Annotated in this window: 15 protein-coding genes and 1 pseudogene; 12 read left to right on the plus strand and 4 right to left on the minus strand. The window is 70.2% G+C overall.

Going from position 1 to position 13,901, the window contains the following annotated elements; all coding sequences use genetic code 11:
- Positions 1-29 precede the first annotated feature (29 nt).
- From ACFYQ5_RS11350 to ACFYQ5_RS11405, 12 genes and pseudogenes are all read left to right on the plus strand, one after another.
- The gene (locus tag ACFYQ5_RS11350) at positions 30-641 is read left to right on the plus strand and encodes a GNAT family N-acetyltransferase (RefSeq protein WP_389196374.1); all 612 of its coding nucleotides are present in this window, start codon (positions 30-32) and stop codon (positions 639-641) included.
- 134 nt (positions 642-775) lie between these two features.
- Positions 776-859 (plus strand): putative leader peptide, encoded by an 84-nt coding sequence (locus tag ACFYQ5_RS11355; protein WP_349817346.1) that lies wholly within the window; start codon positions 776-778, stop codon positions 857-859.
- Positions 860-975: 116 nt separating this feature from the next.
- On the plus strand, positions 976-2,673 hold the full coding sequence (locus tag ACFYQ5_RS11360) for a nitrite/sulfite reductase (protein WP_389196376.1): 1,698 nt from the start codon (positions 976-978) through the stop codon (positions 2,671-2,673).
- Entirely contained in the window at positions 2,670-2,849 is a 180-nt protein-coding gene (locus ACFYQ5_RS11365; RefSeq protein ID WP_031095411.1) for a hypothetical protein, read from the plus strand. Before ACFYQ5_RS11360 ends, ACFYQ5_RS11365 begins: the two co-directional genes overlap by 4 nt.
- Positions 2,846-3,562 carry a phosphoadenylyl-sulfate reductase gene (locus ACFYQ5_RS11370; RefSeq protein WP_389196379.1) on the plus strand — a complete coding sequence of 239 codons (717 nt, stop codon included), beginning with the start codon at positions 2,846-2,848 and terminating at the stop codon, positions 3,560-3,562. Before ACFYQ5_RS11365 ends, ACFYQ5_RS11370 begins: the two co-directional genes overlap by 4 nt.
- Positions 3,562-4,131, plus strand: a complete 570-nt coding sequence (gene cysC, locus ACFYQ5_RS11375; protein WP_389196381.1) for an adenylyl-sulfate kinase — start codon at positions 3,562-3,564, stop codon at positions 4,129-4,131. The genes ACFYQ5_RS11370 and cysC overlap by 1 nt, the downstream gene beginning before the upstream one ends.
- Positions 4,128-5,063 (plus strand): sulfate adenylyltransferase subunit CysD, encoded by a 936-nt coding sequence (gene cysD / locus ACFYQ5_RS11380; RefSeq protein WP_389196383.1) that lies wholly within the window; start codon positions 4,128-4,130, stop codon positions 5,061-5,063. The genes cysC and cysD overlap by 4 nt, the downstream gene beginning before the upstream one ends.
- Positions 5,064-5,065: 2 nt before the next feature.
- Positions 5,066-6,412, plus strand: a complete 1,347-nt coding sequence (locus ACFYQ5_RS11385; RefSeq protein WP_389196385.1) for a sulfate adenylyltransferase subunit 1 — start codon at positions 5,066-5,068, stop codon at positions 6,410-6,412.
- A 233-nt stretch (positions 6,413-6,645) separates the two neighbouring features.
- Entirely contained in the window at positions 6,646-7,761 is a 1,116-nt protein-coding gene (locus ACFYQ5_RS11390) for an aliphatic sulfonate ABC transporter substrate-binding protein (protein ID WP_389196387.1), read from the plus strand.
- Positions 7,762-7,808: 47 nt separating this feature from the next.
- Positions 7,809-8,600 carry an ABC transporter ATP-binding protein gene (locus tag ACFYQ5_RS11395; protein ID WP_389196389.1) on the plus strand — a complete coding sequence of 264 codons (792 nt, stop codon included), beginning with the start codon at positions 7,809-7,811 and terminating at the stop codon, positions 8,598-8,600.
- Positions 8,587-9,465 (plus strand): ABC transporter permease, encoded by an 879-nt coding sequence (locus ACFYQ5_RS11400; RefSeq protein ID WP_389196391.1) that lies wholly within the window; start codon positions 8,587-8,589, stop codon positions 9,463-9,465. Before ACFYQ5_RS11395 ends, ACFYQ5_RS11400 begins: the two co-directional genes overlap by 14 nt.
- Before the next feature lie 6 nt (positions 9,466-9,471).
- Positions 9,472-10,233, plus strand: a pseudogene (locus ACFYQ5_RS11405) (sirohydrochlorin chelatase); the annotation flags it as partial.
- A 68-nt stretch (positions 10,234-10,301) separates the two neighbouring features.
- On the opposite strand, the gene ACFYQ5_RS11410 reads toward ACFYQ5_RS11405, so the two are convergent.
- From ACFYQ5_RS11410 to ACFYQ5_RS11425, 4 genes are all read right to left on the minus strand, one after another.
- A complete protein-coding gene (locus ACFYQ5_RS11410) occupies positions 10,302-11,303 on the minus strand; it encodes a ketopantoate reductase family protein (protein WP_389196394.1) in 1,002 nt (333 codons plus the stop codon).
- Between the two features lie 101 nt (positions 11,304-11,404).
- Positions 11,405-12,322 (minus strand): S1 family peptidase, encoded by a 918-nt coding sequence (locus ACFYQ5_RS11415; protein WP_389196396.1) that lies wholly within the window; start codon positions 12,320-12,322, stop codon positions 11,405-11,407.
- A 550-nt stretch (positions 12,323-12,872) separates the two neighbouring features.
- Positions 12,873-13,256: a DUF4440 domain-containing protein gene (locus ACFYQ5_RS11420; protein ID WP_389196398.1), complete on the minus strand. Its 384-nt coding sequence runs from the start codon at positions 13,254-13,256 to the stop codon at positions 12,873-12,875.
- On the minus strand, positions 13,249-13,797 hold the full coding sequence (locus ACFYQ5_RS11425; protein ID WP_389196400.1) for a DUF1697 domain-containing protein: 549 nt from the start codon (positions 13,795-13,797) through the stop codon (positions 13,249-13,251). Before ACFYQ5_RS11425 ends, ACFYQ5_RS11420 begins: the two co-directional genes overlap by 8 nt.
- Between the last annotated feature and the right edge of the window lie 104 nt (positions 13,798-13,901).

Consider the following 13,901-nt stretch of genomic DNA (forward strand, 5'->3'; position numbering starts at 1 on the left):
CGGGCCCGAGCCGTGGTTTTCTGACCGCCATGAGCAACGCCACGCAGTCCGCCGCCTCCCTCTCCGACGGGACCGGCATGGCCGATGTGACCGTCTGGTACCTGGAGCAGACGTCGCCCGCGGACCTGAGTCCCGCCGCCGCCCCCGAGGGCTCGGTGACGGTCGTACGGTCGGGGACCGCGCTCCCGGAGTTCAGCCGTTTCCTCTACACGGCGGTGGGCGGGGACGTCCGGTGGACCGACCGGCTGGACTTCACGTACGCGCGGTGGCGGGAGCTCCTGGAGCGGCCGGGGGTCGAGACGTGGGTGGCGTACGAGAACGGGACCCCCGCGGGGTTCATCGAGCTCGGCCCGCAGGGGGACGGGGCCGTCGAGATCGTCTACTTCGGCCTGATCCCTTCCTTCCGGGGACGCCGGATCGGCGGGCATCTGCTGTCGTACGGCGTGGCGCGCGCCTGGGACCTCGCCGAGCGCCATCCAGAGCTGGCCCCCACACAGCGGGTGTGGCTGCACACGTGCTCCGACGACGGCCCGCACGCGATGGACAACTATCTGCGGCGGGGATTCCGGCTCTTCGCCACGAAGACCGAGCGGGAGCCCGAGGTCGCCGCCCCCGGCCCGTGGCCCGGCGCGCACGCCTGACCGCAGGCCCGCTATGTCGCTTTGTCGACGGGTAAAGCGTGACCGACACCACAACGTCTCACATTTCGGGACCATCTCGTCCACATAATGGATCGTGGTGGACTGGTCCGAGATGCGCGTGACACGCTTCCGTCATGTCTGGAACTGGAATTGCCTTGGTGAGTCGGCGGCACGTCGACCTCGGCCGCATGTCCAGCGCCATCTGTCCGGTCCGCTGAGAGTCTCCAGCACCGCGATCTCCTGATGTTCCGCTCCACCCCCCTGCGCACCGCCGCGCCTCACGCGAGTGTGCAGTTCAGAGCCGCCCTCCTGCAGTCCCGAAGGACGTATTGCCATGGCCGCCAGCCCCGATAAGCCTGCTACCGCCACGCCCCGCCGCAAGGCCGGACGTCACCGTGGTGAAGGTCAGTGGGCCATGGGTCACTTCACCCCGCTGAACGGGAACGAGCAGTTCAAGAAGGACGACGACAGTCTCAACGTGCGGACGCGCATTGAGACGATCTACTCGAAGCGCGGATTCGACTCCATCGACCCGAACGACCTGCGCGGCCGTATGCGCTGGTGGGGTCTTTACACCCAGCGCCGGCCCGGCATCGACGGCGGCAAGACCGCCGTTCTGGAGCCGGAGGAGCTCGACGACCGCTACTTCATGCTGCGCGTGCGCATCGACGGCGGCAGGCTGACCACCGCGCAGCTGCGTGTCATCGGCGAGATCTCGCAGGAGTACGCGCGGGGAACCGCCGACATCACCGACCGGCAGAACGTCCAGCTGCACTGGATCCGCATCGAGGACGTCCCGGCGATCTGGCAGAAGCTCGAGGCCGTCGGGCTCTCGACCACCGAGGCCTGCGGTGACTGCCCCCGCGTGATCATCGGTTCACCGGTGGCCGGCATCGCCGCCGACGAGATCATCGACGGCACGTCCGCGGTCGACGAGATCCACGAGCGCTACATCGGCAGCAAGGAATTCTCCAACCTGCCCCGCAAGTTCAAGACCGCGATCTCGGGTTCGCCGGTCCAGGACGTGGTGCACGAGATCAACGACATCGCCTTCGTGGGCGTGGACCACCCCGAACACGGCCCCGGCTTCGACCTGTGGGTGGGCGGTGGACTCTCCACCAACCCGCGGTTCGCCGAGCGTCTGGGCGCCTGGGTGCCGCTGGACGAGGTCGCCGACGTCTGGGCCGGTGTCGTCGGGATCTTCCGCGACTACGGCTACCGCAGGCTGCGTACGCGCGCCCGTCTGAAGTTCCTGATGGCCGACTGGGGCCCGGAGAAGTTCCGCCAGGTGCTCGAGGACGAATACCTCAAGCGCCCGATGCTGGACGGCCCGCCGCCCGCACAGCCCTCCTCCCGCTGGCGCGACCACATCGGTGTGCACGCGCAGCAGGACGGCCGCTTCTACGTGGGCTTCGCCCCGCGCGTCGGCCGGGTGGACGGCTCCACCCTGGCCAAGATCGCCGATCTGGCCGAGGCACACGGATCGGGCCGGGTGCGCACCACCGTCGAGCAGAAGATGCTCATCCTGGACGTGGAGCAGGATCAGATCGAGTCCCTGTCCGCCGGACTGGAGGCACTGGACTTCCAGGTGAAGGCCTCTCCCTTCCGGCGCGGCACGATGGCCTGCACCGGCATCGAGTTCTGCAAGCTGGCGATCGTCGAGACGAAGGCGCGCGGTGCCGCGCTCATCGACGAACTGGAGCGCCGCATGCCGAAGTTCGAGGAGCCGCTCTCCATCAACATCAACGGCTGCCCCAACGCCTGCGCCCGCATCCAGACCGCGGACATCGGCCTGAAGGGCCAGCTCATGCTGGACGGCGACGGCAACCAGGTCGAGGGGTACCAGGTCCACCTCGGCGGCGCGCTCGGCCTGGAGGCCGGTTTCGGCCGCAAGGTCCGTGGCCTGAAGGTCACTTCGGCCGAACTCCCGGACTACGTCGAGCGGGTACTCGGCAGGTTCCAGGAGGAGCGCGAGGACGGCGAGCGCTTCGCGACCTGGGCCGCCCGGGCCAGTGCGGAGTCGCTGTCATGAGCGAGCGAGCCGCACCGTTCTACTGCCCGTACTGCGGCGACGAGGACCTGCGCCCGCACGAGGCCGGCCACGGCGCCTGGGAATGTGCTTCCTGCAACCGCGCGTTCCAGCTGAAGTTCCTGGGCCTGCTGGCCCAGGGGCTCCAGCGCGACGATGTCGAAGGGGACGGGACATGACGGACACTCTGCAAACCGGTCAGCTCACCGACGAGGCCCTGAAGGATCTGGCCGTACAGGCCGGGCGCGACCTGGAGGACGCCTCCGCGAGCGACATCCTGACGTGGGCGGCCGACACCTTCGGCAAGCGGTTCTGCGTCACCTCCTCCATGGAGGACGCGGTCGTCGCGCACCTGGCCTCCCGGGTCTTCCCCGGCGTCGACGTCGTCTTCCTGGACACGGGCTACCACTTCGAGGAGACCATCGGCACACGGGACGCGGTGGACGCCGTGATGGACGTCAACCTCATCACGCTGACGCCGCGTCAGTCCGTGGCCGAGCAGGACGCCGAGTACGGGCCGAAGCTGCACGACCGTGACCCCGACCTGTGCTGCGCGCTGCGCAAGGTCAAGCCCCTGGAGGAGGGGCTGACCGCGTACGCCGCCTGGGCGACCGGGCTGCGCCGCGACGAGTCCCCCACCCGCGCCGCCACCCCGGTCGTGGGCTGGGACGAGAAGCGCCGCAAGGTCAAGGTCTCGCCCATCGCCCGCTGGACCCAGGACGACGTGGACGCCTACGTCGCCGAACACGGCGTACTGACCAACCCGCTGCTGATGGACGGTTACGCCTCCGTCGGCTGCGCGCCCTGCACCCGGCGGGTGCTGGAGGGCGAGGACGCACGGGCCGGCCGCTGGGCAGGGCGTGGCAAGACCGAATGCGGGCTGCACGGCTGATGACGACTGATCAGGAGATATCGATGAGCGTGACGGAGACGGGAGCCACCGTCTGGCTCACCGGTCTGCCGAGCGCCGGCAAGACCACCATCGCCTACGAACTGGCGGGCCGGCTGCGCGCCGACGGGCACCGGGTCGAGGTGCTCGACGGCGACGAGATCCGGGAGTTCCTCTCCGCGGGCCTCGGCTTCTCGCGCGAGGACCGGCACACCAACGTCCAGCGGATCGGCTTCGTCGCCGAACTGCTGGCCGCCAACGGCGTGAAGGCCCTCGTCCCGGTCATCGCCCCGTACGCCGACAGCCGTGACGCCGTGCGCAAGCGTCATCAGCAGGAGGGCACCGCGTATCTGGAGGTGCACGTCGCGACCCCGGTCGAGGTGTGCTCCGAGCGCGATGTGAAGGGGCTGTACGCCAAGCAGGCAGCGGGCGAGATCAGTGGTCTCACCGGGGTCGACGACCCCTACGAGTCTCCCGAGTCGCCGGATCTGCGGATCGAATCGCACCAGCAGACCGTGCAGGAGTCCGCAGCGGCGCTCCGTGCGCTGCTCACCGAGAGGGGCCTGGCGTGAGCACTGTCGCCACCGTGCCGGAAGGCACTGTCAACCCGTACGCGCTGAGCCACCTGGACTCCCTGGAGTCGGAGGCGGTGCACATCTTCCGTGAGGTGGCGGGTGAGTTCGAGCGGCCGGTGATCCTGTTCTCCGGCGGCAAGGACTCGATCCTGATGCTGCACCTCGCGCTGAAGGCGTTCGCTCCCGCGCCGATCCCCTTCACGCTGCTGCACGTGGACACCGGGCACAACTTCCCCGAGGTCCTCGAATACCGCGACCGCACCGTCGAGAAGCACGGACTGCGCCTGCACGTCGCCTCCGTCCAGGAGTACATCGACGCCGGCAAGCTCCGCGAGCGCCCCGACGGCACCCGCAACCCCCTCCAGACGGTGCCGCTCACCGAGGCCATCCAGCAGCACCGCTTCGACGCCGTCTTCGGCGGCGGACGCCGCGACGAGGAGAAGGCCCGCGCCAAGGAGCGCGTCTTCTCCCTGCGCGACGAGTTCTCCCAGTGGGACCCCCGCCGTCAGCGCCCCGAGCTGTGGCAGCTCTACAACGGCCGCCACGCGCCCGGGGAGCACGTCCGCGTCTTCCCCATCTCCAACTGGACCGAGCTGGACGTCTGGCAGTACATCGAGCGTGAGGGCATCGAGCTCCCCGAGATCTACTTCGCCCACGAGCGCGAGGTCTTCAGTCGTTCCGGCATGTGGCTGACCGCCGGCGACTGGGGCGGCCCCAAGGACGACGAGAGGGTCGAGACCCGCCAGGTGCGCTACCGCACCGTCGGCGACATGTCCTGCACCGGCGCCGTCGACTCCGACGCCACCACCCTGGACGCAGTGATCACCGAGATCGCCGCCTCCCGCCTCACCGAGCGGGGCGCGACCCGCGCCGACGACAAGATGTCCGAGGCCGCGATGGAAGACCGCAAGCGCGAGGGGTACTTCTAGACATGAGCATCACCACGACCGAGCAGCTCTCGGCCACCACCCTGCTGCGGTTCGCCACCGCCGGTTCCGTCGACGACGGCAAGTCGACGCTCGTCGGACGTCTGCTGCACGACTCCAAGTCGGTCCTCACCGACCAGCTGGAAGCCGTCGCACTGGCCTCCACCAACCGCGGCCAGGAGGCACCCGACCTGGCGCTCCTCACCGACGGCCTGCGCGCCGAACGCGAGCAGGGCATCACCATCGACGTGGCCTACCGCTACTTCGCCACCCCCCGGCGCCGCTTCATCCTCGCCGACACCCCCGGCCATGTGCAGTACACCCGCAACATGGTCACCGGCGCGTCCACCGCCGAACTCGCCGTCGTCCTCGTCGACGCCCGCAACGGCGTCGTCGAACAGACCCGCCGCCACGCCGCCGTCGCCGCCCTCCTGCGCGTCCCGCACGTCGTCCTCGCCGTCAACAAGATGGACCTCGTGGACTACGCGGAGCCCGTCTTCGCCGCGATCGCGAAGGAGTTCACCGCGTACGCCGCCTCGCTCGGCGTGCCGGAGATCACCGCGATCCCGATCTCGGCGCTGGCCGGCGACAACGTCGTGGAACCGTCCGCCCACATGGACTGGTACGGCGGCCCCACGGTCCTGGAGCACCTGGAGACGGTGCCGGTCAGCCATGACCTGACGGCGTGCCACGCGCGCTTCCCGGTGCAGTACGTGATCCGCCCGCAGACCGCCGAGCACCCCGACTACCGGGGGTACGCCGGTCAGATCGCGGCCGGGGTGTTCCGGGTCGGCGAAACGGTCTCCGTGCTGCCGTCCGGACGCACCACCACGATCGAGGGGATCGAAGCACTCGGTGAGAGCGTCGACATCGCCTGGGCCCCCCAGTCGGTGACGATCCGGCTGGCTGACGACATCGACGTCTCGCGCGGCGACCTGATCGCCCCGGCGGACGACGCTCCCGCCGTCACACAGGACGTCGAGGCGACCGTCTGCCACGTGGCCGACCAGCCGCTCACCGTGGGCCAGCGGGTGCTGCTCAAGCACACCACCCGCACGGTCAAGGCGATCGTCAAGGACATCCCGTCACGCCTCACCCTGGACGACCTCTCCCAGCACCCGGCTCCCGGGCAACTGGTGGCCAACGACATCGGCCGGGTCGTCGTCCGTACCGCCGAGCCGCTCGCGCTCGACGCCTACGCGGCCTCGCGGCGCACCGGTTCGTTCCTGCTGATCGACCCCGCCGACGGCACGACGCTGACGGCCGGAATGGCGGGCGCCTCGTTCGCCGCCGCCGACGGCGGGGAGACGGACGCGGACACCTCCGCCGAGGACGCGGAGTGGGACTTCTGATGGTCAACGATTTCTTCTCGACCTTCGCCAAGGAGGGCGGCCGGGTCGGGAGCGGAGCCCTCGGCAGCGGCCAGGGCGGGGTCGGGCGATGTGCGTGATGACGTACGCGCACTGCCTGCGCGCCCGCTCGCAAGGACCGCACCGCCAGTTCAGACGAAGACCTGCCGATCGCCCGGCCGCGCCACCTGATCACAGGGGGACGTGAGACCGGGCCGACGAGAGGAAGACCTCCCGTGTCTGCCGCCCGTACCACTCTCCGCCGCAGCCTCGCCGCTGCCGCCGCTCTGCCGCTGCTCGCCGTGGCACTGACCGCCTGCGGCTACGGCTCCGAGGCGAAGGACGCCGACTCGGAGAAGCCGAACGTCTCCGCCGACGGGAAGAAGCTCTCGGCGGACACCGTGAAGATCGGTTACTTCCCGAACCTCACGCACGCCACCGCCCTGGTCGGTATCCAGGAAGGCCTCATCGCCAAGGAGCTGGGCGGCACCGCGGTCAAGCCCTCGACGTTCAACGCCGGGCCCTCGGAGATCGAGGCGCTCAACGCGGGTTCGATCGACATCGGCTTCATCGGCCCCTCCCCCTCGATCAACGGCTACAGCAAGTCCAAGGGCCAGAGCCTGCGGATCCTCGGCGGCTCGGCCTCCGGCGGCGTCAAGCTCGTCGTGAACCCGGAGAAGATCAAGACCCTGGACGACCTCAAGGGCAAGAAGATCGCCACCCCTCAGCTCGGCAACACCCAGGACGTGGCGTTCCTCAACTGGATCTCCGAGAAGGGCTGGAAGGTCGACGCCCAGAGCGGCAAGGGCGACGTCTCCGTGGTCCGTTCGGACAACAAGGTGACCCCGGACGCCTTCAAGGCCGGGTCCCTGGACGGCGCCTGGGTCCCGGAGCCGACCGCTTCGAAGCTGGTCGCCGAGGGCGGCAAGGTCCTGCTCGACGAGTCGTCGCTGTGGCCGGACGACAAGTTCGTCATCACGAACATCATCGTGTCGCAGAAGTTCCTCTCCAAGCACCCGGACGTCGTGGACGCCGTGCTGCGCGGCACGGTGAACACCAACAAGTGGATCAACGCCAACCCGGACGAGGCGAAGGCATCGGCCAACGCCGCGCTCAAGGAGCTGAGCGGCAAGGCGCTGCCCGCCGAGGTCCTCGACCCGGCGTGGGAGTCCATCCAGATCACGGATGACCCGCTGGCCGCCACGCTCCAGGCGCAGGCGGACCACGCGGTCGAGGCCGGCCTGCTGGAGAAGCCCGACCTCGACGGCATCTACGACCTGAAGCCGCTGAACAAGATCCTCAAGGCCGCAGGACAGCCCGAGGTCGCCGACGCCGGTCTCGGCGTCAAGTAGCCCACCCGACCGCATCAGGATCCCTGATTTCCCAGGAGGTGACGACCATGGCGACCACCACCCTCACCAAGGCCGAGGACCGTGCAGCGGTCGAGCACGCCGCTCGTATCCAGCACGTCTCCAAGTCCTTCGCCGGACCCACGGGGCAGCAGCTCGTCCTGGACGACATCACGCTCGATGTCGCTCCGGGCGAGTTCGTCACCCTCCTGGGAGCATCCGGGTGCGGCAAATCGACGCTGCTCAACCTGGTGGCCGGACTCGACCGCCCGACTGCGGGGTCCATCGAGACCCCCGGCGGGCGGCCGGCCCTGATGTTCCAGGAGCACGCCCTCTTCCCGTGGCTGACCGCGGGCAAGAACATCGAACTGGCCCTGCGGCTGCGCGGGGTACCGAAGTCGGACCGCCGCCCGGAGGCGGAACGGCTGCTCGAACTCGTGCGCCTCGGCGGGGCGTACGGCAAGCGGGTGCACGAACTCTCGGGCGGCATGCGCCAGCGGGTCGCGATGGCCCGTGCGCTCGCCCAGGACAGCCAGCTGCTGCTGATGGACGAGCCGTTCGCCGCACTCGACGCCATCACACGCGATGTGCTGCACGACGAACTGACCCGGATCTGGCGCGAGACGAACGCCTCCGTCCTCTTCGTCACCCACAACGTGCGCGAGGCGGTGCGGCTCGCCCAGCGCGTCATCCTGTTGTCGTCGCGTCCCGGCCGGATCGCCCGGGAGTGGACGGTCGACATCGAGCAGCCTCGCCGCATCGAGGACACCGCCGTGGCGGAGCTGTCCGTCGAGATCACCGAACAACTGCGTGGGGAGATCCGCCGACATGGCCAGCACTGAAACGAAGGCCGACGACCTGGCGGGTCTGGAGGCGGGTCTGGACGCGCTCGACGCCGTACAGGTGCGCCGGACGCCGGCCCGCGAGGTCCTGCTCGACAAGGTCCTGCCGCCGGTCGTCGCGGTCGTCCTGGTGGTCCTCGCCTGGCAGGTGCTGGTCTGGGCGAAGGTCACCGACGACTACAAGCTGCCGCCGCCCCTGGCGGTCTGGGACAGCCTGACCGACATGTGGCTGCAGGGCACCCTGTTGGAGGTCATCTGGACCAGCGTGTCGCGCGGCCTGCTCGGCTTCGTGATGGCCGTCGCGATCGGCACCCCGCTGGGTCTGCTGGTGGCGCGGGTGAAGGTGATCCGGGCTGCGATCGGTCCGATCCTGTCCGGGCTGCAGTCCCTGCCGTCCGTGGCGTGGGTGGCGCCGGCCATCATCTGGCTCGGCCTCGACGACAAGACGATGTACGCGGTGATCCTGCTCGGCGCGGTCCCGTCCGTCGCCAACGGTCTGGTCTCCGGCGTCGACCAGGTGCCGCCGCTCTTCCTCCGCGCGGGCCGCACGATCGGCGCGACAGGGCTGCGCGGGACGATCCACATCGTTCTCCCTGCTGCCCTGCCCGGCTACCTCGCGGGGCTCAAGCAGGGCTGGGCGTTCTCCTGGCGCTCCCTCATGGCCGCCGAGATCATCGCCTCCTCGCCCGATCTGGGCCTGGGGCTCGGCCAGTTGCTGGAGAACGGCCGGAACAACTTCGACATGCCGGGGATCTTCCTGGCGATCCTCCTCATCCTGTTCGTCGGTATCGCGATCGACCTGCTCATCTTCAGCCCGCTGGAGCGGCGGGTGCTGCGCAGTCGCGGTCTTCTCGTCAAGAGCTGAGTCGTCATGGCCTCCCCCGTCCTCCTCGTCATCGCCCACGGCAGCCGCGACCCGCGGCACGCGGCGACCGTGCACGCGCTCGCCGCGCGGGTGCGGTCGTTGCGGCCCGGGCTGCGCGTGGAGACGGGATTCCTGGAGTTCAACGCCCCGTCCGTGCCCAGGGTGCTGGAGCGGCTGGCAGCGGAGGGGGCGGACGAGGTCGTCGCGCTCCCCCTGCTGCTGACCCGTGCCTTCCACGCCAAGTCGGACATCCCCTCGGTGCTGCGCGAGGCCCGCACCCGGCTCCCCCGGCTGCGGATCAGCCAGGCCGACGTCCTCGGCCCGTCCCCGCTGCTGAACGCGGCACTGGAACAGCGGCTGCACGAGGCCGGGGTCTCCCCCGGCGACAAGAGCGCGACCGGGCTGGTCCTGGCCTCGGCGGGCTCCACAGACCCGGAGGCGAGCGCAGTGATCGCTGAAATCGCGCGGGAGCTGCGGCACACCGGTTGGTGCGCCGTGCGGCCTGCGTTCGCCTCCGCTGTCGTTGCCGGGGGCTTCTCCCGCACCGCCGACGTGGTGCGGTCCCTGCGGGCCGACGGCGTACAGCGGGTGGCGGTGGCGCCGTACGTCATCGCCCCCGGCCGTCTCCCCGACCGTATCGCCGCGGGGGCGGAGGAGGCCGGGGCCGACGTCCTCTCCGGCGTACTCGGCCCGTCCCCCGCACTGGCCCGGCTGCTGCTGACCCGCTACGACGAGGCGCGCGTCCCGGTGACCGGGGCGATGAGTGCCTGGAGGGCGTGTTTCGGAAGTAGCGTCGGCTCGGGTTCCGCCGGGCCACCGGCGCCCCCTGCGGGCTCTCAGGACTCCGCGTCCACCAGGGCGGTGAGTTCGGCGACCGTCATCGATCCGGCAGCGCGCCGTTCCCGGGCGAAGGCGTTCGCGGTGCGCCGCAGCACGTCGTTGACGGGTGCGGGGACGCCGTGCAGCCGGCCGAGCAGGACGATCTCCCCGTTGAGGTAGTCGGCTTCGATGGTGCCCGTGCCCCGGCTGAGACTCTGCCAGGACGATCCTCCTGCGCGCTCGGAGCCGTCGAACGGGTCGAACCGGATCCTGCCGCCCCGGGCCTCCTCCTGCTCCGCGCTTCCGGTCGCCTCGATTCCGGCCGCCGCGAGCACGGCCCGCCCTTCCGCCCGCGCACGGTCGAAGAGCGCGAATCCCTCGGGGCCTTCGAGCACTCCGGTGACCGCCTCGATCGCGTTGGCGAGGTTGGAGAGCAGTTTGGCGTACTTCCAGCGCATCACGTCGGGGACGACGGGGGCTTCCAGTCTCGCCTTCTCCCAGTCCGCGGCGACGGCGCGCACGGTGTCGTCGGTGCCGGACGGATACCGGCCGAGGTGCAGTATGCCGGTGAGCGGGGCTCCGGCGGCGATGACGCTGCCCGGCTCCACGAAGCTCGCGGGGAGGTAGACGCAGCAGCCGTAGACGCGGTGGAAGCGACGCAGGGCCAGACGCTCGCTCTCGACGCCGTTCTGCGCGCAGATCAGGGGGAGCCGCTCCCCCGCCGTTCCGCCTCCGGCCACCGGCCTCGCGCTCCAGGCGTCGAGCGCCGCGACGCTGTCCTGCGTCTTGACGGCGAGGACGAGGACGTCGTCCGGATCGAGGTCCAGTGATTCCGGGCGGTCGACGACGGGGAGGCGGTGGGTGCGTGTGCCCTCGGGTGTGGTGAGGCGCAGCCCGCCCTCGCGCAGAGCGGTGTACTGGGCTCCCCGGGCGACGAGGACCACGTCGTGGCCGGCCTCCGCGAGCCGTCCGCCCAGGGCGCCGCCGACGGCGCCGGTTCCCACGATGATGTAGCGCATGCCCGTGAGCCTGGCACAGCGCCCTTCCTCACGGAAGGCGGATGCGGCAACGGGCCGCGCTCGGTGAGCGCGGCCCGTCGCAGGTGAGGGTGTGTGAGGTCCTAGAAGACGCTCACGCCGTAGGCGCTCAGCGCCTCGGTGACGGGCTGGAAGAACGTGGTGCCGCCCGAGCTGCAGTTACCGCTGCCGCCCGAGGTGAGGCCCAGCGCGGTGGAGCCGGAGAAGAGCGAACCGCCGCTGTCGCCGGGCTCGGCGCAGACGTTGGTCTGGATCATGCCGTAGACGACGTCACCGCTGCCGTAGTTCACGGTCGCGTTGAGACCGGTGACGGTGCCGCTGTGGACGCCGGTGGTGGAGCCGCTGCGCTTGACGGACTGGCCGACGCTGGGGGTCGCGGCGGACGTGATGTCCTGGTAGCTGCCGTTGTAGAGGGAGACGCGGCCGTCGGCGGCGGCGGAGCTGGAGTGCCGGATGATCCCGTAGTCGTTGACGGGGAAGCTGGAGCCGGTCCTCGTGCCGAGGCTCGTGCTCTGGCCGGAGTTGGTGTACCAGGTGCTGCCTATCTCGGTGCAGTGCCCGGCGGTCAGCGCGTAGTAGGTGCTGCCGCTGCGGACGTTGAAGCCGAGGGAACAGCGTCCACCGCCGGCGTAGATGGCCTGTCCGCCCGCGATGAGCTTGTTGAACGTGCCCGGGGTGTGCTTGATGTCGGCCTTCGCACCCGAGTCGGTGACCGACTTCTTGATGGTGGCGACCTCGGCGGCGGTGACCGTGCTGTCGACGGTCACGACGACCTTGCCGGTGCTCGCCTCGGTGTACCAGGCGGTGCCGGCGATGTCGGCGCCGAGCACGGCGGAACTGGCCTCGGCCAGTTCGGCCTTCGTCACGGTGGTGTCCGGTGCCGCCTGGGCGACAGCGGTGGGTGCCGCAAGCGCCACGGCGGTGACCAGACCTGAGGTCGCGGCGATGAGGCGAGCACGTCTGGAGAGCGAGCCGAGGGGAGCGAAGCGCTTGAAGGTCACAGGATCCTCCGTCGTTGGGGGGTGTCTGGTCCGCTGGGTGGGCGGGCCGAGGTGTGCGGCTGTCCACCACCGGGGGTTCTGGTCGTGGACCTGCCAACCGCACGCTCGCATCCTTGACTCCGCCGGAACCGGTGGCAAGGTCGCCTTCCGGACCGCGGCGGAGAACGGACCGTGAACTCCGATATGCGTGCGAGTGGCCTCCGAACAACGGCGTCCGCTCACCGAACGGAGGAGGCCGGGCGAATTGCAGCAAACGCCTGAACGCCCGGCCGACATGGGCCGCTGTCTACGCGCATCGCGTTCACACACACCCGCCCCTGCCCGCGAAGCGCGCACACGCGGGCGCCCTCAGCCCGGACCGGAAGCGTCGGGGCGTCGCCCGTTCGGGCGGCTTACCGGTGTTTTGCCCGGGCACTCCCGGTGGCCGGAATCAGCCCTTCCGGCAAGAACCGGCCGGGCTCCGGGCGCAGATCGGACCGGTGCGGCACTCTTGCGGGCCGCTCCGGTGTGTGCTGCCGGGCGATGTCGGGAAGCACACGGAACCGCCGGTTCAGACCTCGGCGAACGGATCGTCGATGAAGGGCGTGGCCTGGTGGAAGTAGAGCAGCCAGCCGCTCCGGGTCAGCCGCCACAGTGAACTGCGGTGGGAGCGCAGACCCTTGGACTCCGTGTCGAAGGTGAGATGCACCAGGTCCGCCGCCAGCTGGTCCCCCCGCATCCGTGATGCGGTGAGCGGCCCCGGACACGGTGCGTCCGGCGCGGTGAGCATGGCGATGATCGTGTCCCGCTCCCAGAGCCGGCCGCTGGTGCCGATCTCCCGGAAGTCGGGGTGCAGCAGGGTGGCCATCACATCGGCGGAGGCACGCACCACGGGATCGAGGAGGCGGAGCTCGCCCTCGACGGCTGCGGCCACGGCGGGCGAGGACTCAGGCACGCGTCATCTCCACCAGCTTGGTGACGGTGTTCCAGTTTCGGCTGGTGGCGACGAGGCCCCTGGTGAAGGCGGGCCGCCCGAGCGCCACGGCGAGCTTGGAGCGCCCGAGCCCGTCGGGCGCGTACAGATACAGGGCGCGGTCCCCCAGCCGGAACTCTTCGGGGCGGAAGGCCCCGGCGTCGAGCGGGGCGAACCGTGCGGCGTCGACGGCCTGGTCGAAGTACGTGACGTGCAGCTGCTTGCCCTCGAGCTCGGCAGCCGGAAACGGACACGCCTCGGCCACTGCCGCGAGGTACTCGCCCGAGCGGACGAGACAGTCGACCGGAAAGCCGAACCGTTCCTCGACAGCCCGCTCCAGCCCGGCGGCCAGGGCACTCTCGTCGTCCGCCGCACTGCGGAACACGGCGTTTCCGCTCTGCAGATGGGTGGCGACGTCCTCGTGCCCCAGCTCCCCCAGCAGCGTACGGAGTTCCGCCATCGGAACCCGGCGGTGGCCGCTGACATTGATCCCGCGCAGCAGCGCCGCGTACATCGTGCTCATGGTCCCCACCCTAGACCCGGACTTCGCGGGTCACCGTTTCAGGTCTGTGGCCAGCGGGTTTGTCCGATGTCGGTATCGAGGAGATCGAGGAGGTGGAGTTGGAC

It is taken from the genome of Streptomyces sp. NPDC005794, from assembly GCF_042871445.1.
Lineage (GTDB): Bacteria > Actinomycetota > Actinomycetes > Streptomycetales > Streptomycetaceae > Streptomyces.

Coding starts and splice junctions, on each gene's coding strand:
- ACFYQ5_RS11350 (WP_389196374.1), top strand. CDS start 30: ATGAGCAACGCCACGCAGTCCGCCGCCTCCCTCTCCGACGGGACCGGC.
- ACFYQ5_RS11355 (WP_349817346.1), top strand. CDS start 776: ATGTCTGGAACTGGAATTGCCTTGGTGAGTCGGCGGCACGTCGACCTC.
- ACFYQ5_RS11360 (WP_389196376.1), top strand. CDS start 976: ATGGCCGCCAGCCCCGATAAGCCTGCTACCGCCACGCCCCGCCGCAAG.
- ACFYQ5_RS11365 (WP_031095411.1), top strand. CDS start 2,670: ATGAGCGAGCGAGCCGCACCGTTCTACTGCCCGTACTGCGGCGACGAG.
- ACFYQ5_RS11370 (WP_389196379.1), top strand. CDS start 2,846: ATGACGGACACTCTGCAAACCGGTCAGCTCACCGACGAGGCCCTGAAG.
- cysC (WP_389196381.1), top strand. CDS start 3,562: ATGACGACTGATCAGGAGATATCGATGAGCGTGACGGAGACGGGAGCC.
- ACFYQ5_RS11385 (WP_389196385.1), top strand. CDS start 5,066: ATGAGCATCACCACGACCGAGCAGCTCTCGGCCACCACCCTGCTGCGG.
- ACFYQ5_RS11395 (WP_389196389.1), top strand. CDS start 7,809: ATGGCGACCACCACCCTCACCAAGGCCGAGGACCGTGCAGCGGTCGAG.
- ACFYQ5_RS11400 (WP_389196391.1), top strand. CDS start 8,587: ATGGCCAGCACTGAAACGAAGGCCGACGACCTGGCGGGTCTGGAGGCG.
- ACFYQ5_RS11410 (WP_389196394.1), bottom strand. CDS start 11,303: ATGCGCTACATCATCGTGGGAACCGGCGCCGTCGGCGGCGCCCTGGGC.
- ACFYQ5_RS11425 (WP_389196400.1), bottom strand. CDS start 13,797: ATGAGCACGATGTACGCGGCGCTGCTGCGCGGGATCAATGTCAGCGGC.